The organism is Providencia sp. PROV205 (genome assembly GCF_028479505.1).
Classification (GTDB): Bacteria; Pseudomonadota; Gammaproteobacteria; order Enterobacterales; family Enterobacteriaceae; genus Providencia; species Providencia huaxiensis.
Window position 1 is genome coordinate 156,746 of record NZ_JAMPNU010000018.1, and the last position, 22,405, is coordinate 179,150.

Annotated in this window: 25 protein-coding genes; 14 read left to right on the forward strand and 11 right to left on the reverse strand. The window is 38.1% G+C overall.

The window, feature by feature from the left end:
- The first annotated feature begins 10 nt into the window (after nt 1–10).
- From PR800_RS11560 to PR800_RS11575, 4 genes are all read left to right on the forward strand, one after another.
- A complete protein-coding gene (locus PR800_RS11560) occupies nt 11–1,228 on the forward strand; it encodes an MFS transporter (protein ID WP_239978964.1) in 1,218 nt (405 codons plus the stop codon).
- Between the two features lie 64 nt (nt 1,229–1,292).
- Complete coding sequence (locus PR800_RS11565; protein WP_206276301.1) at nt 1,293–1,784, forward strand: GNAT family N-acetyltransferase; 492 nt, start codon at nt 1,293–1,295, stop codon at nt 1,782–1,784.
- A 78-nt stretch (nt 1,785–1,862) separates the two neighbouring features.
- Complete coding sequence (locus tag PR800_RS11570; protein WP_102138560.1) at nt 1,863–2,327, forward strand: YaiI/YqxD family protein; 465 nt, start codon at nt 1,863–1,865, stop codon at nt 2,325–2,327.
- A gap of 106 nt (nt 2,328–2,433) precedes the next feature.
- The gene (locus PR800_RS11575; RefSeq protein ID WP_102138561.1) at nt 2,434–3,087 is read left to right on the forward strand and encodes a LysE family transporter; all 654 of its coding nucleotides are present in this window, start codon (nt 2,434–2,436) and stop codon (nt 3,085–3,087) included.
- 83 nt (nt 3,088–3,170) lie between these two features.
- On the opposite strand, the gene mnmH is transcribed toward PR800_RS11575, so the two are convergent.
- On the reverse strand, nt 3,171–4,259 hold the full coding sequence (gene mnmH / locus PR800_RS11580) for a tRNA 2-selenouridine(34) synthase MnmH (RefSeq protein ID WP_272530862.1): 1,089 nt from the start codon (nt 4,257–4,259) through the stop codon (nt 3,171–3,173).
- 156 nt (nt 4,260–4,415) lie between these two features.
- On the opposite strand from mnmH, the gene PR800_RS11585 reads away from it, so the two are divergent.
- Nucleotides 4,416–4,679 carry a DUF3811 domain-containing protein gene (locus tag PR800_RS11585; RefSeq protein WP_102138563.1) on the forward strand — a complete coding sequence of 88 codons (264 nt, stop codon included), beginning with the start codon at nt 4,416–4,418 and terminating at the stop codon, nt 4,677–4,679.
- Between the two features lie 82 nt (nt 4,680–4,761).
- Complete coding sequence (locus tag PR800_RS11590; protein WP_102138564.1) at nt 4,762–5,295, forward strand: beta/gamma crystallin-related protein; 534 nt, start codon at nt 4,762–4,764, stop codon at nt 5,293–5,295.
- Between the two features lie 24 nt (nt 5,296–5,319).
- Here PR800_RS11590 and PR800_RS11595 read toward each other — a convergent pair whose 3' ends face one another.
- The gene (locus PR800_RS11595; RefSeq protein ID WP_102138565.1) at nt 5,320–6,048 is read right to left on the reverse strand and encodes a GntR family transcriptional regulator; all 729 of its coding nucleotides are present in this window, start codon (nt 6,046–6,048) and stop codon (nt 5,320–5,322) included.
- Between the two features lie 250 nt (nt 6,049–6,298).
- Here PR800_RS11595 and PR800_RS11600 point away from each other — a divergent pair, with 250 nt between their 5' ends.
- The 3 genes from PR800_RS11600 to PR800_RS11610 all read left to right on the forward strand — a co-directional run bounded on the left by PR800_RS11600 (nt 6,299) and on the right by PR800_RS11610 (nt 9,194).
- On the forward strand, nt 6,299–7,459 hold the full coding sequence (locus PR800_RS11600) for a mandelate racemase/muconate lactonizing enzyme family protein (protein WP_102138566.1): 1,161 nt from the start codon (nt 6,299–6,301) through the stop codon (nt 7,457–7,459).
- Between the two features lie 63 nt (nt 7,460–7,522).
- Nucleotides 7,523–8,830, forward strand: a complete 1,308-nt coding sequence (locus PR800_RS11605) for an MFS transporter (RefSeq protein ID WP_102138567.1) — start codon at nt 7,523–7,525, stop codon at nt 8,828–8,830.
- Between the two features lie 34 nt (nt 8,831–8,864).
- Complete coding sequence (locus PR800_RS11610; RefSeq protein WP_272530863.1) at nt 8,865–9,194, forward strand: cupin domain-containing protein; 330 nt, start codon at nt 8,865–8,867, stop codon at nt 9,192–9,194.
- Nucleotides 9,195–9,254: 60 nt separating this feature from the next.
- On the opposite strand, the gene PR800_RS11615 is transcribed toward PR800_RS11610, so the two are convergent.
- The 8 genes from PR800_RS11615 to PR800_RS11650 all read right to left on the reverse strand — a co-directional run bounded on the left by PR800_RS11615 (nt 9,255) and on the right by PR800_RS11650 (nt 16,588).
- Entirely contained in the window at nt 9,255–10,109 is an 855-nt protein-coding gene (locus PR800_RS11615; protein ID WP_102138722.1) for an MrpH family fimbial adhesin, read from the reverse strand.
- 19 nt (nt 10,110–10,128) lie between these two features.
- Complete coding sequence (locus PR800_RS11620; RefSeq protein ID WP_166267390.1) at nt 10,129–10,644, reverse strand: fimbrial protein; 516 nt, start codon at nt 10,642–10,644, stop codon at nt 10,129–10,131.
- Nucleotides 10,641–11,144 carry a fimbrial protein gene (locus PR800_RS11625; protein ID WP_272530864.1) on the reverse strand — a complete coding sequence of 168 codons (504 nt, stop codon included), beginning with the start codon at nt 11,142–11,144 and terminating at the stop codon, nt 10,641–10,643. The genes PR800_RS11620 and PR800_RS11625 overlap by 4 nt, the downstream gene beginning before the upstream one ends.
- Before the next feature lie 10 nt (nt 11,145–11,154).
- Nucleotides 11,155–11,637 (reverse strand): fimbrial protein, encoded by a 483-nt coding sequence (locus PR800_RS11630; protein WP_102138571.1) that lies wholly within the window; start codon nt 11,635–11,637, stop codon nt 11,155–11,157.
- A 27-nt stretch (nt 11,638–11,664) separates the two neighbouring features.
- Entirely contained in the window at nt 11,665–12,399 is a 735-nt protein-coding gene (locus tag PR800_RS11635; RefSeq protein ID WP_311136308.1) for a fimbria/pilus periplasmic chaperone, read from the reverse strand.
- Between the two features lie 26 nt (nt 12,400–12,425).
- Nucleotides 12,426–14,900, reverse strand: coding sequence for a fimbria/pilus outer membrane usher protein (locus tag PR800_RS11640; protein WP_231068316.1), 2,475 nt, complete (start codon nt 14,898–14,900; stop codon nt 12,426–12,428).
- A 130-nt stretch (nt 14,901–15,030) separates the two neighbouring features.
- Nucleotides 15,031–15,597 carry a fimbrial protein gene (locus tag PR800_RS11645; RefSeq protein WP_102138572.1) on the reverse strand — a complete coding sequence of 189 codons (567 nt, stop codon included), beginning with the start codon at nt 15,595–15,597 and terminating at the stop codon, nt 15,031–15,033.
- 712 nt (nt 15,598–16,309) lie between these two features.
- On the reverse strand, nt 16,310–16,588 hold the full coding sequence (locus PR800_RS11650) for a VF530 family DNA-binding protein (protein ID WP_102138573.1): 279 nt from the start codon (nt 16,586–16,588) through the stop codon (nt 16,310–16,312).
- 409 nt (nt 16,589–16,997) lie between these two features.
- On the opposite strand from PR800_RS11650, the gene PR800_RS11655 reads away from it, so the two are divergent.
- The 5 genes from PR800_RS11655 (at nt 16,998) to PR800_RS11675 (ending at nt 21,548) form a co-directional block, all read left to right on the forward strand.
- Complete coding sequence (locus PR800_RS11655) at nt 16,998–18,119, forward strand: ribosomal protein uL16 3-hydroxylase (RefSeq protein ID WP_102138585.1); 1,122 nt, start codon at nt 16,998–17,000, stop codon at nt 18,117–18,119.
- 248 nt (nt 18,120–18,367) lie between these two features.
- Nucleotides 18,368–19,993, forward strand: coding sequence for a DUF4139 domain-containing protein (locus PR800_RS11660; protein WP_272530865.1), 1,626 nt, complete (start codon nt 18,368–18,370; stop codon nt 19,991–19,993).
- 75 nt (nt 19,994–20,068) lie between these two features.
- On the forward strand, nt 20,069–20,818 hold the full coding sequence (gene ydfG, locus PR800_RS11665) for a bifunctional NADP-dependent 3-hydroxy acid dehydrogenase/3-hydroxypropionate dehydrogenase YdfG (RefSeq protein ID WP_195698716.1): 750 nt from the start codon (nt 20,069–20,071) through the stop codon (nt 20,816–20,818).
- Between the two features lie 82 nt (nt 20,819–20,900).
- Nucleotides 20,901–21,272 carry a DUF1283 family protein gene (locus PR800_RS11670; protein WP_102138588.1) on the forward strand — a complete coding sequence of 124 codons (372 nt, stop codon included), beginning with the start codon at nt 20,901–20,903 and terminating at the stop codon, nt 21,270–21,272.
- A gap of 42 nt (nt 21,273–21,314) precedes the next feature.
- Complete coding sequence (locus tag PR800_RS11675; protein WP_102138589.1) at nt 21,315–21,548, forward strand: DUF1161 domain-containing protein; 234 nt, start codon at nt 21,315–21,317, stop codon at nt 21,546–21,548.
- 84 nt (nt 21,549–21,632) lie between these two features.
- Here the strand turns inward: PR800_RS11675 and bioD are convergent, their stop codons facing one another.
- Complete coding sequence (gene bioD / locus PR800_RS11680; protein WP_102138590.1) at nt 21,633–22,307, reverse strand: dethiobiotin synthase; 675 nt, start codon at nt 22,305–22,307, stop codon at nt 21,633–21,635.
- Nucleotides 22,308–22,405: the final 98 nt, after the last annotated feature.

A 22,405-nucleotide genomic window follows, 5' to 3' on the forward strand; every position in this document is an offset into this window, starting at 1 on the left:
TGGAGCTCATATGATAGGTCGCTATCAGCAGTTATTTCAGGCAAAAGAAAACCAACGCTTTGTGATAGCAGGGTTACTGGCGCGTTTATCGTTACCGATGATGGGGATCGGGATCATTACCTTGTTAGCACAGCTAAAAGGGAGTTACACCTTGGCAGGGCTTGTTTCTGCAACTTTTGTATTAACGTATGCGCTGCTATCTCCACAAATTTCCCGTTTAGTGGATAAATATGGCCAATTTCGCGTCTTGCCAGTGGTGACTGTTATCAGTGTGCTCGGTGTGTTTATTATCATCATAACCACGTGGTTATCGTTACCTGATATCGGTTTATTTATCGGTGCATTGCTAACGGGTGCAATGCCTAGTATGTCGGCGATGGTCAGGGCAAGGTGGACTGCGCTGTACAAAAATCAGCCTATATTACAAACGGCATATTCATTAGAAACTGTATTTGATGATGCCACTTTTATTGTTGGCCCTCCGTTGTCTGTCGGGATCACTGTCGCTTTATTTCCCCAAGCAGGCTTGCTGGTGGCAGCAGTTTTATTAGCCGTGGGAATGGCTTTGTTTATTTCACAACGCAGCACTGAACCTAAAGTCGTAGCATCTGATCATCTTGTAATACCGAATAAATCAATCATTTCAATGGTTGGGTTGCAGTTATTGATTGCATTGATGATTGCTTTAGGTGTGATTGTCGGCAGTGTGGATATTTTGAGTGTTACTTTGGCTCAATTACAACAGCAACCGGCGATGGCCAGTTTAGTGTTATCGGCCTATGCAGTCGGTTCATGTGCAATGGGGATTGTTTTTGGGGGGGTAACCTTTAACACGCCTTTGCCTCGCTTACTATTCCTCAGCGGCTTAATGACGTTTCTTTCTATTGTGCCGATGTGGTGGGTCGTCGGGGTTTATTCTCTATCTGTGGTGGTGTTCATTTCCGGGTTGTTCTTTGCCCCGACGATGATCATTGCAATGACATTAGTTGAGAAAATTGTTCCTCAAAATAAATTGACAGAAGGAATGACCTGGTTACTCGCTGGGTTAAATATTGGCGTTGCTATTGGGGCGATGTTAACGGGTAAAATGGTGGATACTTATGGCCCTTATGCCGGTTATGCTGTTGCGATATCTGGTGGTATTTTCGTTTTAATTTCAACATGGTTGAGTTACTTACGCGATAAAACCCAACAAAAAATAGCAGTTGAATGCGAAAATGGCCATTAAAAACAACGAAAAAATAAACCATGTAGTGATAAAATCATAAAAAATAATTTAATGAGGTAACCTAATGCATTCTCCTGTCTTTCGTGCCGCTACACTTGATGATGTCGACCGTTGTTATGCGATTGAAGTCGGATCCTATGAAGGGGATGAAGCCGCAACAAAAGAAAAGATAGCAACGCGGATCCAACAATATCCAGATGGTTTTTTATGTATGGAATTAGCAGGGGAAGTGATTGGCTTTATTAATTCAGGTTGTGCATGGGACGTTGTGATGTCCGATGAAGAATTTAAAGAGCTTATTGGACATGACCCACAAGCTCCAAATGTCGTCATTATGTCAGTGGTAGTACATCCCAAATACCAAGGTAAAGGGTATTCATCTTTACTGATGAAAGTGTTTATCAATTCTATGAGAGAAATGAATAAAGAAACAATTCATCTAATGTGCAAAGAACGTCATATCGATCTGTATAAGCATTTTGGCTACCAATATGTTAAACCGTCAGAATCTGACCATGGCGGAATGACGTGGCATGAAATGGTGATGAAACTGTAAAATCTATTTTCTTAAGCCTGTGATTTTGTTATCTGGTATCATATTTCATTATATATAATCACTATTTGGGAAGTCATAATGATAATTTGGGTTGATGCGGATGCATGTCCAAAAGTAATTAAAGAAGTTTTATACCGTGCGGCAGATAGAGAAAAAGTGCAAATAACATTTGTTGCAAACCAGCGTTTAACGGTACCACCATCACCTTTTTTAAAAACTTTGCAGGTGCCCGCGGGCTTTGATGTCGCGGATAATGAAATTGTATTGCGAGCTCAAAAAGATGACTTAGTGATCACAGCCGATATCCCTTTAGCCGCAGAGGTTATGGAAAAGGGCGCGAATGCATTAAATCCTCGAGGGGAACGTTATAGCGAAGCGACTATTCGTGAGCGTCTTAATATTCGTGACTTTATGGATACGATGAGAGCCAGTGGCATCCAAACGGGAGGGCCCGCAAGTTTAAACCAGAAAGACAGGCAGCAATTTGCCAATGAGTTAGATAAGTGGCTGTTACAACGTAAAAAAGCATTAGCGTCATCATAGGTCGGCACATTTTCTGATTGAAGCTCAGAAAATGTGCATAGCAAAACAGAATTACACTCTATACCGTGTCTATAATGGGTAACCTTAAATTTTTTGAAGAAAAATGATGGACCCATTACACAGCATTATCATCACACTTTTCTTATTTATACTGACCTTTTTTAATCCTGGGGCAAATTTGTTTATTGTGGTACAAACCACATTGAGCTCAGGTAAAAAAGCGGGGTTAACTTGTGGTTATGGCGTGGTGTTAGGCAATGCCATTTATTCAGGGCTCGGCTTATTTGGTCTGGTCACATTAATGGCGGAATTCGGCTCATTATTTTCAATCATTAAGATCCTTGGTGGCTTATATTTACTTTATTACGCAGTAAGTGTGTTCACTAATAAAACGCAACTCAATCTGTCCACCGAAAATACCATGGAACGTTTTCCTTCAGGTGTCTATTTTAGGCGGGGCTTGATTTCTGATTTATCAAACCCACAAACGGTTTTATTTTTTATGAGTATTTTCTCGACGACTATTTCGCCTTCAACACCACTATGGGCCAAGTTAGTCATTTGGATGGGTATTGTTATTGCGTCATTAATTTGGCGAATTATTTTATGCCAAACATTTTCTTTAACTTCTGTGCGTAGAACTTATTCACGGGTTCATAAAGTTGTCGGTAAAGGCGTTGGGGTAATTTTAGGGGCATTGGCAACAAGGCTGATTTACCAAGGTGTCAGCGAACTGGTTATAAAAAAATCACCGTTCTAAATTGATTAATGATAGATCCATTAATCAATAAAATAGCCTCAAACCCAATAAAATGAAGCTATTCACAGTAGAAAAATGACTGATTATTGATGGGTTAACCAATGTTCAACTTCTTGATAATTACCGCGAAAGACGATGCGCTGCTGTTTTTTACTCAACTGATAGCGATACATTGGGTCGTAATACTCATTCAACAATGGGACTAACCACGAAAAATGTGTTCGGGTATCGCCAGTTATTTTCTGGTCCGCTAGAGCAAGCTCAAGTAAATGAGTCAATTCGATTGTACGTTGTGATCCTAAACGTTTACGAATGGCAGACAAACCATGGTGCAGGTAGTCGCTATATTCCTGCCAACCGCGTTCAAAACCAAAAGCTGCTAAAAAATCTTGAGTCATACGGTCAAAGTATTCATATTTTAAACGCTCAAGACGTAGTTCAAAAGGGTCGTCAATAATAGCGATGGGCGCTTTTTCCATTTGTGTACGTAGTTCAAGAGGTAGGCTATTTGCCCCAATGGCACGCCCTTCATCCTCCAGTACCCAGCGTTGGCAATGTTGAGCTTTTTTCAATAAGCTGACCGCTAAATAATTTTCAAAAGTGGCCTGTGAATACTGCTGTTGTAACGTACGGCCAAACGAAGAACCCCGATGATGCGCAAGACCTTCTAAATCAATTCCGTTTGCTAAGTGATGAACTAGGGTGGTTTTACCATTACCTGTACAGCCGCCCACTAAAATGATAGGGCGTTGCACCAATTCATTGACAGCATCAATTGCTGTTTGTCGTAATGTCTTATAACCACCGTTGATGAGAGGATATTCAATATCCACCTCTTTTAACCACGATTGCACGATATGTGACCGCATTCCTCCACGCGCACAGCAAATATAGCCATGGGTATTTTTTTTACAGGCCTCTTTCCACGCAGTGACCCGAGCCATTTTAATGTCTCCACCGACAAGCTGGTGGCCTAGTTCAACGGCTTTCGCTGAACCTTGTTGTTTATAGCATGTACCGACTGCAGCGCGCTCATCATCATTCATCAAAGGCAGGTTAATGGCATTAGGCATTGACCCTTGCTGAAATTCGATAGGCGCTCTGACATCGATGAGTGGTGTGTCATTAATTAAAATTTGGCGAATATTTTGCGAAGAAGTGGTTAATTCCATAATAACAGCGAGATTCTTTAAAGTTGCAATAGGATTACTATACTCTTAATCCCATTGCTTAGCATTAATGTTAGGTTTAAAAGGATGGTTAGTATTTTACTACTTAATGATGATATATTGTTGGTAGGTATTTTAATGTGAGTAAGGGGTAATACTATGAAGATGCTAACGATTCAAGAGATGACCGAAACTCAAAAAATCCAAGTACGTACTAGGCTCGCACAAGAAAGGAAAAAACTTGGCCGTGAATTAACAAATTCTGAGCAGAGCAAGGTAAGAAAACAAATTATTACCGAAATATCTCAAGAAGTCGAAAAACAAGCGAAAAAATTACGCGCAGAAAAGAAAAAAGATAAATTAGTTCCTAGTGATGCAAGTTACAGTTGGTCTTCTCAAAATCACAAAAGAGGGTATCGCTAATTTTTAATCAGAGTGTTCCGCTAGTGATTTGTATTAAGGAATTGTAATTTTATGCCATTCAAATCATTTAAAGACCTCAAAAATGAAAAAGATTGCGTTATTATTATTGTTATTCAGTAGCTTAACTGTCGCAAAATCCAATTATCATGGGAAACCATCCCGTAATGATTCTGTTGTTGTGCATGTTTGCGCTTTATCTCCTTTTTCTAATTTCTATGCAGAAGCTGCAATGTCTGAACAAACTGCGCGACACAAAACCTCTCGGCGTTGTGAATTAGGACAAGGGCAAGGCAGTATTTTCTGTAAAGCTCAAGATGCAAAATGCAGTACCAGCAAATTATCGTTTGGTGATCAATATATTGAAGAAAGTCTGATTGTCTACGCTAAATCGTGGCAAAAGGGCGATTATATTGAAGTATTTGATGATATTCCGTATCTTTCCCGCCACCATTTCGCAGATAAAATAGCTTCTTATACTATCCCTGATGGCTGGATGGTACGTTTTTACGAAGGCGATAATTATACTGGCAAATACCATACCGAAATGGGTGGTTCGCACAATACATTGGGCTATAGCCAAAAAACCCGCTCAATTAAAATTATTAAACGGCAATAACGTCAAAGGCCAGTGTGTCTGGCCTTATTGCTCTCTTTTTTTATCGACGGCCTGATTGAAATTAACTTTTTTATTTTGATTGCGGATATGCTCTTTAATTTCTTTTTCTAAAAGTGGTAAATCACCAGTACAAATTTTATCCAGCAACACATGGTGTTCTTGGGTAATTTCTTCCATTGGCTTAGTGAATGTTGATATGCCAATAATAATAGTGAGCTGTTTTGCTACATTTTCCCATAACGACGTTAATGTTTTATTGCCGCTTAGTTCACACAATGTACGGTGAAAATGGACATCACTGAGGGAGAAAAGATAGTTATCCTCGAGTGTCGCAGCTTTGGTCATTTGGTTAATACATTCGGTTAGTTCGTCAATGCATTGCTTATCTAAATGCTTTTTCTGAGAAATAAACCTTCTAATAGCATGTAATTCTAATAAGACCCGTACTTCGATAAGCTCATCAAGGCGTTCTTCCGAAACTGGAGCCATACGAATACCTTTAAAAGGCTCATTGATAACAATACCTTGGCTTTCGAGAACTCGAAGGGCTTCCCTAACAGGAACTCGACTTACGTTCATTTTTTCCGCAATTTCTTTCTCGACAATACGATCACCAGGCAAAATATAGCCACGTGTGGCGGCTTCAACTAACCTGTCAACCACATCGTCAGTCAGTGTTCTTGCTTTAATAGGCTGCCAGTAATCATTTTTTGCCGTCCCACCTAAAAAAAGGTTTTTTTTACTATCAGTCATCGTAAATGCCTATAAAATTTTTATTAATCAAATAGTAATGATTTTAGATATTCAAATTTTGTTCTAATAAAATTATCACATCATCAAATCATAGACCACAAAAAACATAGAAATAACAGTCATACGTTATTTAGACCAAACTCGATGTAGATCACAATTAGAACGATTGAATATTGTATACAATATTACAATCTAGTTTAATGCACCCAATTGATAAGCCGTTATTGAAAGAAAAGTGAAGGAAAAAATGATGGATAAACGATTGGAAGACATAAAAATTACTGAGATTGTTGCAGTTCCACTATTTGGAGAAAGCCCTAAGGGGGGCTGGTCAAATGAAATAAAACCAGAAGATCCTATTCATGCCATCATTGCGGTTCATACTGACGCAGGTATTACAGGCTATGGCAGTGTATTTACTGATGGTCGCTTGGTTGAGGCGGCTATCCCAGTGCTAGCTTCTTTATGTATTGGTGAAAGCGCGTTACAACCAGAGCGAGTATCTGAAAAGTTAAGACAGAATACTTTTTGGATGGGTCGTGGAGGAACTCTTACACACACAATTAGCGGGATCGACATTGCACTGTGGGATATTTTAGGTAAAGCAACAGGGCTGCCGGTGAGTACGCTATTAGGTGGTAACTATAGGTCAAAAGTCCAACCTTACTGTTCGTTGCTGATGGAAAAACCAGATGTTATGCACAAGGTGATCCTAGAATATAAATCATTAGGATTTAAAGCATTTAAAATAGGTTGGGGACCTTTTGGCCGCTGTAATGATCAACAATTAGACCGTGCAATTGTCGAAGCTGCAAGGGATGCTGCAGGGCAAGATTCCCAACTATTTGTTGATGCAGGAGCGAGCGATGCATATTGGCCGAATGGCTTAAAATGGGCAATCCAAACCTCACATATGTTAGCTGAATATCAGGTGGGTTGGTTTGAAGAAGCTTTGCGGCCTGATGATATTGAAGATTTCAAAGTACTGCGTAAAGAGAGCCCTGTAGCGATTGCTGGTGGTGAAGTATTGACTCGCCGTCAGGCTTTTTTGCCATGGTTATCGCAAGGAGCGTTTGATATTGTTCAGCCGGATGTGACGAAGGTAGGCGGAATTTCTGAACAACGCCGAATCGCGTGGCTAGCGGATGAGTTTGGCGTGAAATATGTTGGCCATGGCTGGAATACCGCAATGGGGCTTGCTGCTGATTTACAAATGGCGGCCGCTTTCCCACAAGTGGATTATGTCGAATTTATTGGTGGTAGCCAATATATTGATGGCATCGTTAAAACGCCTTTCAAAGTTGATGAACAAGGGTACCTCACAATACCTAATACACCAGGTCTGGGTATTGAGTTGGATATCGAGAAACTCGCTAAATTCACGATAAATCCTGAACGTTTATTTAAGTAACTAAAGTTATTAGCCAGAAAGAAACCTCTTTCTGGCCTCCATTTATATAAAGGTCTGGTTACTATGAAATATAAAAATAAAGGTACAAAAGTCAGATTTTCGATAGCAATTTTAATGACACTCGCAATTGTTATTAATTATCTTGATAGAACGGTGATGTCAGCAGCAGCACCAACGATCTCTGCAGAGTTACAAATATCCCCAGAAATGATGGGGTGGATTATGTCTGCCTTTTTTCTTAGTTATGCTCTTTGCCAAATTCCGGCTGGCTTTATTGCAGATAAATATGGACAAAGAAGAACATTGGCAGGGTCTGTATTATGGTGGTCACTAGCTACCGCAGCAACAGCATTAGCTAAAACACCGTTGAGTTTTATTTCAACGCGTATTTTAATGGGAATGGGAGAGGCAGGGGCTTATCCGTGTAATAGTGGTATTGCAGCAAAATGGTTCCCGGATAGAGAACGCGGTAGGATCACGGCATTATTTGATAGCGGCTCAAAATTTGGTACTGCTTTTGCTATGCCATTAGTGGTGTGGATTATTGCTAAATGGGGTTGGGAAGCGGCATTTATTATTTGTGGAGCCCTCGGTATTATTTGGGTATTTGCTTGGCTTAAGGTTTATCACGATCCTGAACAACACCCTAAAATTAGTGCTGAAGAACTTGCTTATATTAGAGAAGGACAAGTTAAAAAAGAGGGTATCGATAATATCCAACCAATGAAATGGTACCAATTAATTCGCTATCGTAATGTTCAAGCAATGTGTATTGGTTTTTTCATGTTGGATTATGCTATCTATTTCTTTATTACTTGGTTTCCCGCTTATTTAATGATGGAGCGGGGGATGAGCCTTGAAGAAATGGGTTTTGCAGCAATGCTTCCACCATTATGTGGTATTGCAGGGCAATGGTTGGGCGGTTGGGTTACTGACTATTTATTTATCAAATATAATAATGTCAGTCTTGCACGTAAAATTCCGATTGTAGGGGGAATGTTAATTGCCACGAGTATTGCATTTTCAGGTTTAGTTGAATCAGTTACGCTAATGATGACATTATTATGTTTATCTTACGCAGCTCTTGCATTTGCCGCATCTGCCATTTGGTCTTTACCAGGAGATGTTGCCCCACGCAATATGACTTCAGTATTAGGTGGCATGCAAAGTGCCGTATCTAATTGCGGTGGAATATTAGGCCCAATAGTGACAGGGTATATTATTGCAGCTACGGGATCATTTATATGGGCCTTAATTGTTTCTGGGATTGCTTGTGCTATCGGAGCTTTGGTTTATTTAATTATGTTAAGAGATATTAAGCCTATTGTTCCCATCGAAAGCAATGAAGAAAAGTGCATTAATATAAAATAAATAACCGCAGAACAAAAACGTTGGAATTCAAGTAATGTTTATTTTCGATAAGACTATAAATGCCAAGAATATTTCGCCTGGAACATCACGGAAAATATTTCTTGGTAGTGAAAACATGATGATAGCAAAGGTATTGCTAACAACAGGAACAGTTGGTGAACTACATGAACATCCTCACGAACAGATGAGTTATATCGTATCTGGCTCATTTAATTACCGTGTTGGTTTAATAGAAAATAGAGTCAATAGTGGTGATGTTATTTATATTTCATCTAATGAAAAACACCAATGTGAATGTTTAGAGAGCGGGGAAATATTAGATATATTTGTCCCGATGAGAAAGGACTTTCTTATAGAGAATTAAAATTTTTTGCTGTATTATCAAGCGGCAACGTTCTGTTAGCCGCTTTTCTTCATTTATTGATTATGGTATTTCAACAGATAAAAGGAATATTCCTGAATATTCATTTGGTGGAATATCTTTTGTTTTAATTAATTGGCTAGAAACCTGAAACTGTTTTTGGCTAAATGCATCAACATGTAGCGTTGTTTCAGGAGAACCATCAATATTAATTTCTGATTCCAGGCCATCGGCAATAAATATAACATTATCGCCATCAAGCCCAGCTATCGCTGTAATTTTTACATCTGTTGTTTCTGTACAGCTCACTCGAAAATCAGTAGATACCTTATTACCATTTAGTGAGCTATTAGATAATGTGCCATGATCTAAATAATCAGGCCCTTCAATGTTACAGTTAATATTAGTTGGAGTTAATGGAGAGCACAAGATAATTGGATTGTTCGCTGTTTGTGCTATTTGCATCTTTTGTCGATATAAGATCCCTAAATTAAAACAGAAGCCTACTCCTGGCTTTCTTGGGTAAAACTGCCAACGGCCTTGTATTTTTCTATTCAATAAATTGCCTTTTTCTAGCGCTCTGGCAACCTCGCTAAAGGTGACGGGTTTTTCATCCCAGGAATTTCTTTCAGTCAATCTAACGGAATGGGTATCAAAACTGACAATGTGCGAGTTTCCTGCACCATAGCTACCATCAGCATAGGTTCCCCATGAACCGAGTTCAATGTCACAAGGGCAGGAACCAGAAGCCTGCATGGCCATTGGACGATTATCATGTTCTAGATCACCACGTAGAATATACCTAGCTTCGATCCATGCACCATAATCAGCAACGAACTCACCTTGAGCAGCAAATTCGGCATGAGCACCTTTTAAAGGTGAAACAAGCAGTAAAATAGCAAAAATAAATTTTTTCATAATATTCTTATAAAATGTGTTATTCATAATAAATATTAAAAGTTGTTGTAGCTGTGAAGTCACCAAGCTGAATACTTTTATTATTAATAGCGTCCTCTTCAGCTAAAATATAGGCTTTAAAGGCAATGATGGTGGGAAAACCATTTTTAGTATCTATTTGTAATGGATAATGTTCATTTAATTGTACTTCACCATGCTCATTCATTAATTTGATGCCATAGCCTGCACTTCCGTTATCGCTATCAATTGCTACAGCACCTTTGATATTAGAGTTTTCGATTCCAGTGAAAGCCATCGAGTAGGAGAAGTCAGGTAAATATTCACAATCAGAGAGAGTGATATCAAATGGTTGCATGACATCTTTTTTTTTGTAGAGATCTTTATCACTGATTTCATTAAAAGGTACAATTAAATCGGAGTCACTATTAATATTGCAGGGTATGGCATTCCTCAGTACACCTGAAAAATTAACTTGGTCGGCTGATACGATATTTGCCGTTAAAAAACACAGTAGGGTAAACACTTGTTTTTTCATTGGTATGCTACCGTTAGTGTGGCATTTGCAGTAAATGCTCCTACGTGTACACGTGCTGAGCTTGAACTGCTCTTCACTAAGCTGGCTTTTAGGTCTGGCGTATCGTGATCTGAATGATAAGTATATGAAAAATCTGAATTTATCTTTAATGAATTAGAACCTTGATAAAGTTGTAATGCGATATCATCTTGCTCATTAATTGCCAATAGGTCTTTGTCAAAATCAGAGGGAGCCCCATCAAAGCTAAAAATGACATCAGTTCCAGACGAAATTCCATTGCATTCCCATTCAAAATCAATGTCTTGAATGTAGGTTTTCCCATCTTTTGTGGGCACGAGAGCTACAACTAAGTCATCCCCAAAATCAATATCAATAGGGCGGTTATTGTTAATAACACAAGGCACGCCCTCAATTAAACGCCCACTAAAATTAACGGGTACTGCCGATGCCGTATTTATTGCGATGATAAATAACGGTAATAAAAAGTGTCTTGTTCTCATAATAAATATCCTAGTGGTATCCCACAGTAAGAGTCGCGGCCGTAGAAAACTCGCCACCAACAGGCCGAATTCCATTTGCTAATGCTAATTCAGCAGTTAAGGCAGGTAAGTTTGAGTCGTTATCTATGTAATAACGACTTCCTATCACCATAGGTTTATTATCAATAAATAATTTGATGTTAAGCCCAGGTGTGTCTGCGACATCAAGGCTGTTTGCTGTTTCACCTTGAACACCATCAAAAATGAGATATAGTTCATCAAAATTAGAATCGCAATATAAGTCATAATCAATGACTTCTATGTACTTCCCAGAATCTATTTGAGATATGACAATATCATCACCAAAATCCACAAAAATTGCTTCATTATCGTTTAAAACACAACCACCGGATAACACATTCACTTTTACTGTTACAAATTTGCCATCAGCCCATGCATAGAGCGATATAAATAACAATAAACTGAAGCATAGAAACTTTGATATTTTAAACATTATGTTACCCATCTTTTGTAAAGAATATTACTTTATTTGTTGTGTTTGGCATTGGGTTGCTGAACAGTTATAGGGTAAATAGACTTGGCCACCATAGTCGTTGATATAATTAATAATAGGGGCTGTTCCGAGTTGTTCGGCACTAATTGATAATTTTTTCTCTGCAAAAGGTTCGACATCGGTTACTGTAAAACCCGCTAATTTTTCTGCCGATTGGCTCTTTTTAATGCTATTTAAAATAATAAAGTAGGGTGTTGGGTTTTTTGCATAAACACCATCACTTTTTTTAATCAAGATAAGCTTGTTTTGCCATGGAGAATTTCTCATTTCGGTTGAATCCATGACTAGTGAAGCAGGGCGATAAAATAATTTGACTCGTGTTTGAAGTGCAATTTGTAATACATTACTTTTTTTACTTGTTGGTGGAATTTCTCGTAAATTAAAGAAAAATAAACTTTCTCTATCCTGAGGTAATTTGCCTATATCAGGTAAAGATTCAATACGTAGTTGACTTGTTTGTCCTGCGTTTATACGTTGGATGGGTGGTAATATAGTGAAGTAAGATGTGAGTTTGTCACCTTTAGCATCCTGTAGCCACCCTTGGGCTAAATAAGGTAACTGAGGGTTTTTGTTACTTACAGTTAATGACACTGAGTTATTATTTCCATCAAAAATAATTCTGGTTCTGTCCATTGAAATAGCTGAATACGCCTGAGCTGCCATTAAACTACTTAATAAAAAAACGGATATTTTTTTCATCATGATTGATTACCTTCAATGAGTTTTTATTAATTACAGGATAATAATAATTTGTCATAAACATTGTGTTCTTCAATATTTTCTGGAAATTGAATTACACACTCAGAACCTTGCCATGAAACATTCATTGTCTCTCCAGCACGGATCCCTCCAATATATGCCTCACCTTGGTCACCAATAATACCAGTAACCTTTCCATCTTTATTCTTAATATCTGAGGCAAAAGGTGGATAGCTACCATCTTTTAGTCGTACTACCGTCATTAATTTTAAACCATATATGACATCAAAGTTGCGGTAACCAATTGCACCCTCTGTTAACGTCGATTGTGTTACTGATTCAGCAACTTCAACATTCTTAGGGAGTTGGTTAATATCGATAACTAAGTTACTTTTATAGTAGCTATTTAAATCAGGCACAATTGCTGTGCCAAAATAATTGGAACGTATATGGCTACCATTATATTTAATAGGAACGTCTTTAACACCGTTTGTATCAACAATAATACGGGTTCCGCCTAATGCAGTGATAGGGTGGAAACCAGATCCATAACTTGTTAATGTCATTCCACCTTGCAATGTCGATGAAACATTTATTGAACTATTACTAATATAGTTAAAACTTGAATTAAAATCAGTATTGTTCCCTTTATGGGAATAATATCCACTAAGTAAAGCACTATGCCTGTTGTTACCGACACTGAGAGAAGCGTTGTTTTTTGTATCAATTCGGGTATTTGCGGTCAGCTTATTTGTATTGTCATTCTTTCCGTTATACGTTGAGTAGTTAATGTTTGTTCCACTGGAGAAAGGAACTGAAATACTCATGTATGCACCGTTATCACGGTAACTCTGCATTTTACTGCTAAAAATATTAATGGATAGGCCGACATTACTAAACATATCGGTATCTGAGTACTTTGAAAATGTTAGGTTATATCGATGACTATTTGGCCTATTCCAATAAGTCTGGTGGTTATAGCTTAAATTCATCGATGAACGCCAATCAGTAAAATTTTTACTCATTGAAGCGGTGTACAAGTTTTTATTAAAGCCAGTGTAAATAAATTCGTGGTCATTATCATAATTAATGAAGTCTGCCATGGTCATAAATTCACGGTCAATGACTCTCTGTGTCGATAACATCAACTGGCTATTTTGTTCTTGAATGCTTTTATAATAATCGATTTTAATCGATTTCCCTTTATGTGTTGAGTCAGAATTTATTGATGAAATAGATTGAGTTAAAGAGGTTGATACTGCACCAAATTGAGATAAGTCACGACCAATACCAATAGAAAAAGCATTGTAGTCATGACTATTTATTGCTCCCCCAAAAAGAGACCAACCATTATTTACCCCCAAAGATATTTCACTCTGCGCAAATAGGTCGCCATCAACATGGTGCCTTAAATCTGTTGGTCTACCTGTACTTATTTTATAACGAATCGTTCCGGGGCGAGACAAAAAGGGGACATTTGTCGCTTCAACTTCGAATTCCGAGATGCGCCCATCACTTTCTTCAACTACTACTTGTAAGGTTCCTGAAATACCACTATTCAGGCTTTGAATTCTAAATGGCCCTGCGGGTACTAGACTCTCATAAATAATGCGCCCATCTTGGCTGATTTTAACAATCGCATTTGTTTCTGCAAAGCCAGTGACTTCTGGAGCATAAGAGCGTAGATTGGGTGGAAGCATATTGTCATCAGATCGCAGAGCTATACCTGTATATTTAAAACTATCAAACAAATCGGACTGTAAATAATCTTCACCAACAATTAGTTTTGCTTTTAAGCCTCTTACTGCACGGTATGCATAAATATTATTCCACTTTAGCTCTTTTAAATCATCAGCTTTATTGGTTTGAATATGGTTATAGGTTCCTTGCCAGTGCCCACGAATTCGCCAACTATTTAAATTAGCGCCAATAACACCTAACCCTGAAAGATATATTGCATCGTTTGTATAGTTGTTGCCAAGGCTATGATTATATTGCGATGTCAAGCTGTAATCCGAAATAACGCCAGTGATACCATCTTCCCAGCGTGAGGCAGGCTCCCAATCAAATGTTGAATACTCTTGGTACATTTTGGGAATATTGATTGTTAATGAGTTATTTGATAGCTCAGGTTTTGCAGTCATTCCCGATAAGCTCGCTATGGATAAGCAGGTTAGCTCATCGACTTTTTGCCATTCCAATGAACTTAATGCTGATTTATTGAGGTTGAATTTTTCAACAATATCAGGGGTTAAGCAAGCTTCTGATTTTTCACCATCTAAGCTTACAATATGGATTTTTTCTTCGGGCAAGTGTGTGTTATTGATATAAATTTTTAACGGATAAACGCCAGGAACAATATATAAATCACGAGAGAATACCGCTAAGTTGATGTTTTCTCTATCTTCGGCATTCAAAATATTAATGTTGAATTGAATATCATCTTCATCTGCAAATGAGATGAAACTGTGTAATATGATAAATGACAAAATTACTTTTTTCATAATAGCAGCGTAATTTTTTTCAAAAAGCACAGAAAATATCATGTTATTTTTCTTCATTCTAATGCCTTTATCTTATTAAGCTGAGGCAACGAGTTGTCATTACCTCAGCTTATTGCTATCGATAATTAAATTAATTATATGAAAGCACGAAATCTGTTACTGCTTGGAACTCGCCAGGTACAATTTCCACTGGACCTTGTTGACCCGTTGGAGTACCTAAACCTTTAACGTATGCCGCAAACTGCAATGTGTTCGTTTGCTCTTGTAATTTATGACTAGAGTTAGTGGTTTCATTTAAAACGATAGGTGAGTTATTGCTATCTACTATTTGAATTCCTGCACCTGAAGCCGTTCCAGTAATTGCTAATAATGACTTTGGATCATTTGTTGCAGCGGCACCGCTAAAAGTGACATTAACGGATTGCTCAGTTTCTAACGTACAATCAATTAATTTAATATCAAACATTACTGGTGAAGATTGACCATCTGATTTGCCATTATTACTTAATACAGAATCAGCAACCTGGCCTAAATCTACTGTTTGGTCTAATGATGCTGGATCAATAGAGCAGGGGGCACTAATAATACTTCCGGTGAATGTAACTTTACCACTACCATGATTAATAGGAGCAGAAAAAGCACTAAAGCTTATTAAACTTGTCAATGCTATACTTATAACTGACTTTGTAAGTTTCATAGGTAATTCCTCTAGTAAATATAAAAAATGGATTTTAATAAAATATAGAATCATCTCTTTAATCAGGGAAAGAATAGAATTAATAACTATCATTTGGCTAATCGGTATGTATAAATAGTATACATACACCAATGCTAAGTAAAGGCAGTGTCTCCTATTAAAATTGTATTTTTTGATAGGTTATTATTCATTTCTTCTAAAAAACATCCAGCATGAATTAAAATTATCTTTTAAATCAAATTGTTAATTATTTTTATAAATGTTTTAAAATTTAAATTTTTTAATAGTGGAAAGTACTTACTTTCATTTTGTTACAGTTTTAATATGAAATTTATATTTATTACTGCAATTTTGAGTAATGCAATTGCTGGAAATGAAATCGATAAAGGTAATTGTGTTGAGTAGTAGGAATGATTAATACGCGAAGAATAGGTATTAAGTGTAGGTGATTTTTTTGAAGGGAATTAATTCATATTTCCGGTACAGCTTTCATTCCTAAATATAAGACATTTCTTAATGATAGAGAAATCGAAGCCTATGGTTATAACTTAATTTTCAATTAATTTGAAATTATAATAAGTATTATTACCTAATTGCATGTGAGCATCATCATAAATAACCAAAAAAATTTATTAGTGAAGATCACCTTGATGAGGCGAGGTCACTAATATCCCGTTTGGAGTGAGACTCGTTGGTATAATTATCTTTGCTTTTAACGTCGCGAATTACACCATGGGTCATTAGAATATGCTCCCGTATTATCAATCGAGTTGTTTTCTATCATATCCAAATAGAGTAACTCAACTTCAGTTCTTGCCCATGGTGTGCGACGAAGAAACTTTAAGCTAGATTTAATACTTGGATCTTTGTTAAAACAGTTTATTTTTATAATGCGTCCAAGTTGGCTCCAACCGTATCTATCAACCAATGCATTAACTTGCATTTCTAGTGTAACCCCATGTAAAGGGTCTTTTGATTTATATTCACTCATTACGGCACATCCGAAGCATAGGCAGGTTATTATTAAGCGCATATAAATAAGCTGAATACCAATCTAAGTCAATAGGGTGTTAGCAATGACTGAACGAGCAAGGCCTATTTTTGCTCCGACATTCTATTTAACATAATATGCATTATGCGAACTTAAGTGTAAAATGAAGAAAACCAGCGTTCTGGCTGGTTAATCGTGTTGGTTCTTTTTGGGTTCTAAACTCAGTTTGACTTCATAAATCTTTCGTTTTTCAATGAATTCTATGAGCCATAAGATAGCCAATGAATTCTGGTAATATGCTACAGGTATTCCCACAAAAGTTATTGACCGACGTTTGATACCAAACAAGAACATGACGGTGTATTGCTTCTATAATTACAGGCTAATTTACTCATATAGATGTGGTCACATGGCTTACAAACTGAATCTTAACTGGCCTGAATTTTTAGAAAAATACTGGCAGAAAAAACCCGTTGTATTGAAAAATGCATTTCCTGATTTTGTCGACCCTATCACACCGGATGAACTGGCTGGCTTGGCCATGGAGTCGGAAGTTGACAGCCGCCTAGTCAGCTTTATTGATAATAAATGGGAAGCGAGTCACGGCCCGTTTGAAGATTTCAGCGAACTAGGCGAAAAAGGATGGTCACTATTGGTGCAAGCGGTCAACCATTGGCATATACCAGCGGCCGAACTAGTGAAACCGTTTCGTGTACTGCCCGAGTGGCGTCTTGATGATTTGATGATCTCCTATTCAGTGCCTGAAGGTGGTGTTGGGCCTCATATTGATAACTATGATGTTTTTATCATACAAGGTATGGGACGCCGCCGCTGGCGTGTGGGCGATGCCCTACCGATGCGTCAGTTCTGCTCACATCCGGCATTATTACATGTCGACCCATTTGAACCGATTATTGACGTGGAAATGGCACCAGGAGATATTCTGTATATTCCGCCGGGATTCCCTCACGATGGTTTCACTTTCGAAGATACCATGAACTATTCTGTCGGCTTTCGCGGGCCGACTGGTCGTGATCTGCTGAGCAGTTTTGCAGACTATGCGCTGGAACAGGATTTGGGTGGCATAAATTATGGCGATCCTGACCTCACGGTGACTGAAAATACAGGTACCATGGAACCTCATGAGGTTGAACGTCTACGAGCCATGATGATTGAAATGATCAACAAGCCGGATGATTTTGAACAGTGGTTAGGCCGTTTTGCAACGACTCTACGTCATGAGCTGGATATTGCACCCTCAGATCCGCCATATCAACCGGAAGAAGTGCTAAGTGTGTTAAATGACGGTCAAAAATTGATCCGACTGAGCGGCTTGCGAGTGATGCGTATCAATGAGCACTTTTTTGTGAATTCGGAAGGCTGGATTACCACAGAAACAAAGGGTGCAGATGCATTGTGCCAGCTTACGGAAGTCGGCATCAATGAACTCGGTGAAGCACTGGAGAGCCCTGCTTTTATCGCGCAATTAACCGAATTTATCAATCAAGGATATTGGTATTTCGAAGAATAAGTCGCACCTGCCCAACAAGATAAAACACCTGCTAATGGGTGTTTTGTCTCGGCCCACCTAGAAAAATATCTCTTTCAGATTTCAGAAATTTCTACAGGTAAAAAGAAAGAAAAACCCATTAACCAAGTTTATCCCTTCGGTCCTTGTGCTTTTGCCAGTTTTTAGGTTTTATCTGTTATCTAATAAAAGTCAAATAGGCTAGTTTTAGTCATTATCTTACTTAGTGGTACTAATGTTCGGAGTTAAAAATGACAGTTTCTACTCGGCTAGTCAGCGGCTTATTATTCGTAACACTTTTGGCTTCTCAACACGTGCGTGCTGATGCTGAAACTAAACTAAATAAAGATGTTAAGCTAAATCACGCAACCGTATTTTTACGTGGTGCTGAATTAGATAACACCGTGACACTGTCACTTAATAAGGGGGCGAACTCGGTCATCCTCACCAATATCGCAAGTAATATTGACCCGCGTACGCTATCGATTGATCTTGAACAGGATGATGTGGTTATTCGCTCCGTTAATATCCAAAATATAGCAACAGAAGCTAATTATCCAATGGCTATTGCTGAACTTTTGGATCAGAAAAAACAATTAAGCCAGCAGATAGAGACATTGAATATTGCAATTAAAGTCGGTGAAGAACAATTAAATTTATTGAAAGATCACCGCTTTTTTGGGGGAAATACAGCGCAAACCCTAGAAGAATCAGCCCAGAAATTAAATTTTATTCGTCAGCAGATGTCTAATATTTTACAAGAGCAACAAAAAAACCAGTTGGAATTAGTTGAACTACAAGAAAAAGCTACGTTATTGCAGGCAAAAATTGATGAAAAAATGCCCTCTTCAATTGGTGAACAGACCCAAATTGTCTTGTCTATCGATGCGCAAAAACCGGTGACAGCAGAGTTGCAAATTTCTTATTTAACACCTGATGCGGCTTGGTCTCCAAGTTACGATATCCGCAGCCTGAATTCGCAATCCCCTATTGTTTTAACGTACAAAGCGGACATAGTGCAAAATACAGGCATTGATTGGGATAAAGTTAATTTAACACTTTCAACGATTAACCCGTCTAAAAATATCACGCCTTCTGTCTTACAGCCTTGGCGCTTGTCTGTTTATGATAATAACGCTCAAATAGCACGCCAGGCTCGAATGAAAATGCCAGCAGCGCCAATAGCAATGTATGAAGAAAGCAGTGTCAGTGAGAAAAAAACAATAAATTCAGGTGTTTCAGATTTTGTAACTACATCTAACAATGGTGTCAATTTAAATTACCAAATTGCCCTGCCTTACTCCCTGAAAAGCACGATCAAACCGAATTCGCTCACCATTAAACAACAAAATATTGATGTAAAATACAAGTATACTGCCACGCCAAAATTGACTGAAGAAGTATTCTTACAAGCGAATATTGAAGATTGGCAATCACTTAACTTATTGAATGGAAATGCTAATGTATATTATGGAAATACGTATGTAGGCAATTTTATAGTCAATGCCAATCAATTGGTTGACACATTGAGCGTTCCTTTTGGTGTTGATAAGAGTATTCAAGTCTCTCGTGAATCAAATGAAAAGATGAAGAAAAAACCGAGTTTTATGGGGTCGACTATTCAACAAACAGAAAGTTACTTGGTCAAAGTAAAAAACATGCATACGAAACCCATTGAATTGACTGTTTATGACCAAATTCCAGTGAGTGAGGACAGCGATATAAAAGTGTCTGCAATAGAGGATAAAAATGCGGTTACCAATAAAAGCACTGGTGAAATAACATGGGATATTGCCTTAGAACCGAATGAAGAAAAGCAAATTTCATTTAGTTATTCGTTGAGCTACCCAAAAGATAAACAGATATTAGGGTTGTAACAATTTTTGTAGTTCTTTTTCGATGGCGTTAGAATAAACCCACACTGACACGACAATTATAACTATGAGGTTTCCATGATTATTTTAGTAACAGGTGCTTCTTCTGGTTTTGGTGAATCAATTGCCCGCAGATTTATCAAACATAATTACACCGTTATTGGAACAGGACGTAGAACTGAGCGTTTAGATGCTCTCCATCAAGAGTTAGGTGATAAATTTTACCCTTTAACATTGGATATCCAAGATAGAACAGCCATCCAAGATGCGATTGCAAGTTTACCTGCACACCTCAAACATATTGATATTTTAGTTAATAATGCCGGTTTGGCTTTAGGCTTAGAACCGGCGTTTGATGCCAATCCTGACGATTGGGATGTGATGATTAATACGAATACCAAAGGTTTAGTTAATATGACTTACGAGGTGTTGCAAGGCATGGTTGCTAATAACCACGGTCATATTATTAATATTGGCTCAACTGCAGCGAGCTGGCCTTACAAAGGTGGTAATGTTTATGGTGCAACCAAAGCCTTTGTGAAACAATTTTCACTTGGCTTGCGTGCTGATTTACAAGGGAAAAAAATTCGAGTTACCGATATCGAGCCGGGCCTCGTTGGTGGTACAGAGTTCTCAAATATTCGCTTTAAAGGGGATGACGATAAAGCAGCTAGCACTTATCAAGGCGCAGATGCTCTGACCCCTGAAGATATTGCTGAAACAGTCTATTGGGTTGCTACTCTACCGGCTCACATGAATGTAAATACATTAGAATTGATGCCTGTTTGCCAAACTTTTGCTGGTTTAACCGTATATAAACAACTTTAATTTTTAGTACTATTCTATACAGACGTACTGATACACTTTTAGCTATACTGAGATTATCGGTCCTGTTTAGTAAGGAATTTACATGAATTCACATAAAATGTTGAAAACTGGCTTAACTGCAATATGTTTCTGTCTCCCTTTACTTTGGGCTACATCATCTTCCGCTGCACAATCAACGACATCATGTACTGCAGGCAGTACGTGTGTTTCAGTAGGTCAAGGTGATGACTCTCTTAATAAAGAGCAAGCGCGCCAAGAAAAGGAACAATGGGATGATACCCGTATGTTGCGCAAAAAGGTTAATACTCGTACCGAAAAAGAGTTTGATAAAGTAGATCAGGCTTTTGATGCAAAAGATAAATGCGAGAAAAGCCTCAATCTAAATGCTTACTGGGAACCGAGCACTAAACGTTGCCTTGACGTAAGTAATGGCCGTCCAATTAATAATCCATAACCTTATAGGTTGTTTTATGGAGCTGTTGATCAAGGAGAGAAGATGAAAAAGAAATTATTGTTACCCTTATTTGCACTGGTGCTAGCACCAGCTTTCGCGCAAGCTTCATGTGAAAGCGTAATTGAGGAAATCAAACAAAAGATTATCAATAATGGTGTTCCTGCAGATAACTTTAGTTTGGTTGCAGTGCCTAATGATGAAGTTGACGCGTCTAAAGGCCAAGTCGTCGGCCACTGCCAAAATGATTCTTATAAAATCATTTATACCCGTCATTAATTATAAGTTATAAGTAAAAAACAGGGCGCTACTCATGATGGCGCCCTATTTTTTGATTAATAACTTACTTAGTTCGTAACGTGCTTAGTTAGGAATGGTAATAAGTTCTTGTAGTTTATCTGTATTAAGGTAATGCCCTAACTCTCTTTCTTCTGGCCGCAATAAATACGGGATCTCCCCAATTAATGGTGCCTTAATATGATGTTGTAACCGTTCAATGATTTGTGCGTAGTGCGCCAATCCTGGATTGATGCGGTTTGCCATCCAACCAATTAATGGTAAGCCATCAGCTCGAATTGCATCCGCTGTTAGTAATGCGTGATTAACACAACCATGTTGAATGCCGACGACTAAGATCACACCAACAGGTTGACCTTTTAACCAGTCTGCATAAAAAGTATTGTCATCAAGTAGATAGCGCCATCCCCCATTACCCTCGATAACAACCATGTCACATTGATGATGTAAATGGTCTAGACCATGCTTTATTTTATTAAAATCAATGCTATTTTCATGGCTGTAATTGTCTGTAATACGCACAGGGTTAACTTCATCATAAGAAACAAGGTCTTTAGAAACACTGTGGATGAGTAATGCATCTTTATTTCTGATTCCTTCAGGGGTATCAATGCATTGATCTGCAATAGGCTTATAGCCCACTGCTTTAATTCCTTGGTTATTTAGTGCTTGCAAGATGGCAAGCGTCGATACTGTCTTCCCGACATCTGTATCTGTCCCGGTAACAAATAGATTGATCATGGTCTTTTTCTATCCTGAAGTGACAGACTTATACAGCAATAAGCTGCAAAAATGATATGGATTCAGTTTATTGGAATGGGTAAGTGAGAAGTTTGCGT

Bases quoted from the DNA above. Each gene is read 5' to 3' on its own strand.
- PR800_RS11595 (WP_102138565.1), bottom strand. From the start codon at position 6,048: ATGACTGATAGTAAAAAAAACCTTTTTTTAGGTGGGACGGCAAAAAAT.
- PR800_RS11605 (WP_102138567.1), top strand. From the start codon at position 7,523: ATGAAATATAAAAATAAAGGTACAAAAGTCAGATTTTCGATAGCAATT.
- PR800_RS11640 (WP_231068316.1), bottom strand. From the start codon at position 14,900: ATGAAAAAAGTAATTTTGTCATTTATCATATTACACAGTTTCATCTCA.
- PR800_RS11570 (WP_102138560.1), top strand. From the start codon at position 1,863: ATGATAATTTGGGTTGATGCGGATGCATGTCCAAAAGTAATTAAAGAA.
- PR800_RS11625 (WP_272530864.1), bottom strand. From the start codon at position 11,144: ATGAGAACAAGACACTTTTTATTACCGTTATTTATCATCGCAATAAAT.
- PR800_RS11565 (WP_206276301.1), top strand. From the start codon at position 1,293: ATGCATTCTCCTGTCTTTCGTGCCGCTACACTTGATGATGTCGACCGT.
- PR800_RS11620 (WP_166267390.1), bottom strand. From the start codon at position 10,644: ATGAAAAAACAAGTGTTTACCCTACTGTGTTTTTTAACGGCAAATATC.
- PR800_RS11660 (WP_272530865.1), top strand. From the start codon at position 18,368: ATGACAGTTTCTACTCGGCTAGTCAGCGGCTTATTATTCGTAACACTT.
- PR800_RS11670 (WP_102138588.1), top strand. From the start codon at position 20,901: ATGAATTCACATAAAATGTTGAAAACTGGCTTAACTGCAATATGTTTC.
- PR800_RS11635 (WP_311136308.1), bottom strand. From the start codon at position 12,399: ATGATGAAAAAAATATCCGTTTTTTTATTAAGTAGTTTAATGGCAGCT.
- ydfG (WP_195698716.1), top strand. From the start codon at position 20,069: ATGATTATTTTAGTAACAGGTGCTTCTTCTGGTTTTGGTGAATCAATT.
- PR800_RS11575 (WP_102138561.1), top strand. From the start codon at position 2,434: ATGGACCCATTACACAGCATTATCATCACACTTTTCTTATTTATACTG.
- PR800_RS11675 (WP_102138589.1), top strand. From the start codon at position 21,315: ATGAAAAAGAAATTATTGTTACCCTTATTTGCACTGGTGCTAGCACCA.
- PR800_RS11650 (WP_102138573.1), bottom strand. From the start codon at position 16,588: ATGAGTGAATATAAATCAAAAGACCCTTTACATGGGGTTACACTAGAA.
- PR800_RS11610 (WP_272530863.1), top strand. From the start codon at position 8,865: ATGTTTATTTTCGATAAGACTATAAATGCCAAGAATATTTCGCCTGGA.
- bioD (WP_102138590.1), bottom strand. From the start codon at position 22,307: ATGATCAATCTATTTGTTACCGGGACAGATACAGATGTCGGGAAGACA.
- mnmH (WP_272530862.1), bottom strand. From the start codon at position 4,259: ATGGAATTAACCACTTCTTCGCAAAATATTCGCCAAATTTTAATTAAT.
- PR800_RS11585 (WP_102138563.1), top strand. From the start codon at position 4,416: ATGAAGATGCTAACGATTCAAGAGATGACCGAAACTCAAAAAATCCAA.
- PR800_RS11560 (WP_239978964.1), top strand. From the start codon at position 11: ATGATAGGTCGCTATCAGCAGTTATTTCAGGCAAAAGAAAACCAACGC.
- PR800_RS11615 (WP_102138722.1), bottom strand. From the start codon at position 10,109: ATGAAAAAATTTATTTTTGCTATTTTACTGCTTGTTTCACCTTTAAAA.
- PR800_RS11600 (WP_102138566.1), top strand. From the start codon at position 6,299: ATGGATAAACGATTGGAAGACATAAAAATTACTGAGATTGTTGCAGTT.
- PR800_RS11590 (WP_102138564.1), top strand. From the start codon at position 4,762: ATGAAAAAGATTGCGTTATTATTATTGTTATTCAGTAGCTTAACTGTC.
- PR800_RS11630 (WP_102138571.1), bottom strand. From the start codon at position 11,637: ATGTTTAAAATATCAAAGTTTCTATGCTTCAGTTTATTGTTATTTATA.
- PR800_RS11645 (WP_102138572.1), bottom strand. From the start codon at position 15,597: ATGAAACTTACAAAGTCAGTTATAAGTATAGCATTGACAAGTTTAATA.
- PR800_RS11655 (WP_102138585.1), top strand. From the start codon at position 16,998: ATGGCTTACAAACTGAATCTTAACTGGCCTGAATTTTTAGAAAAATAC.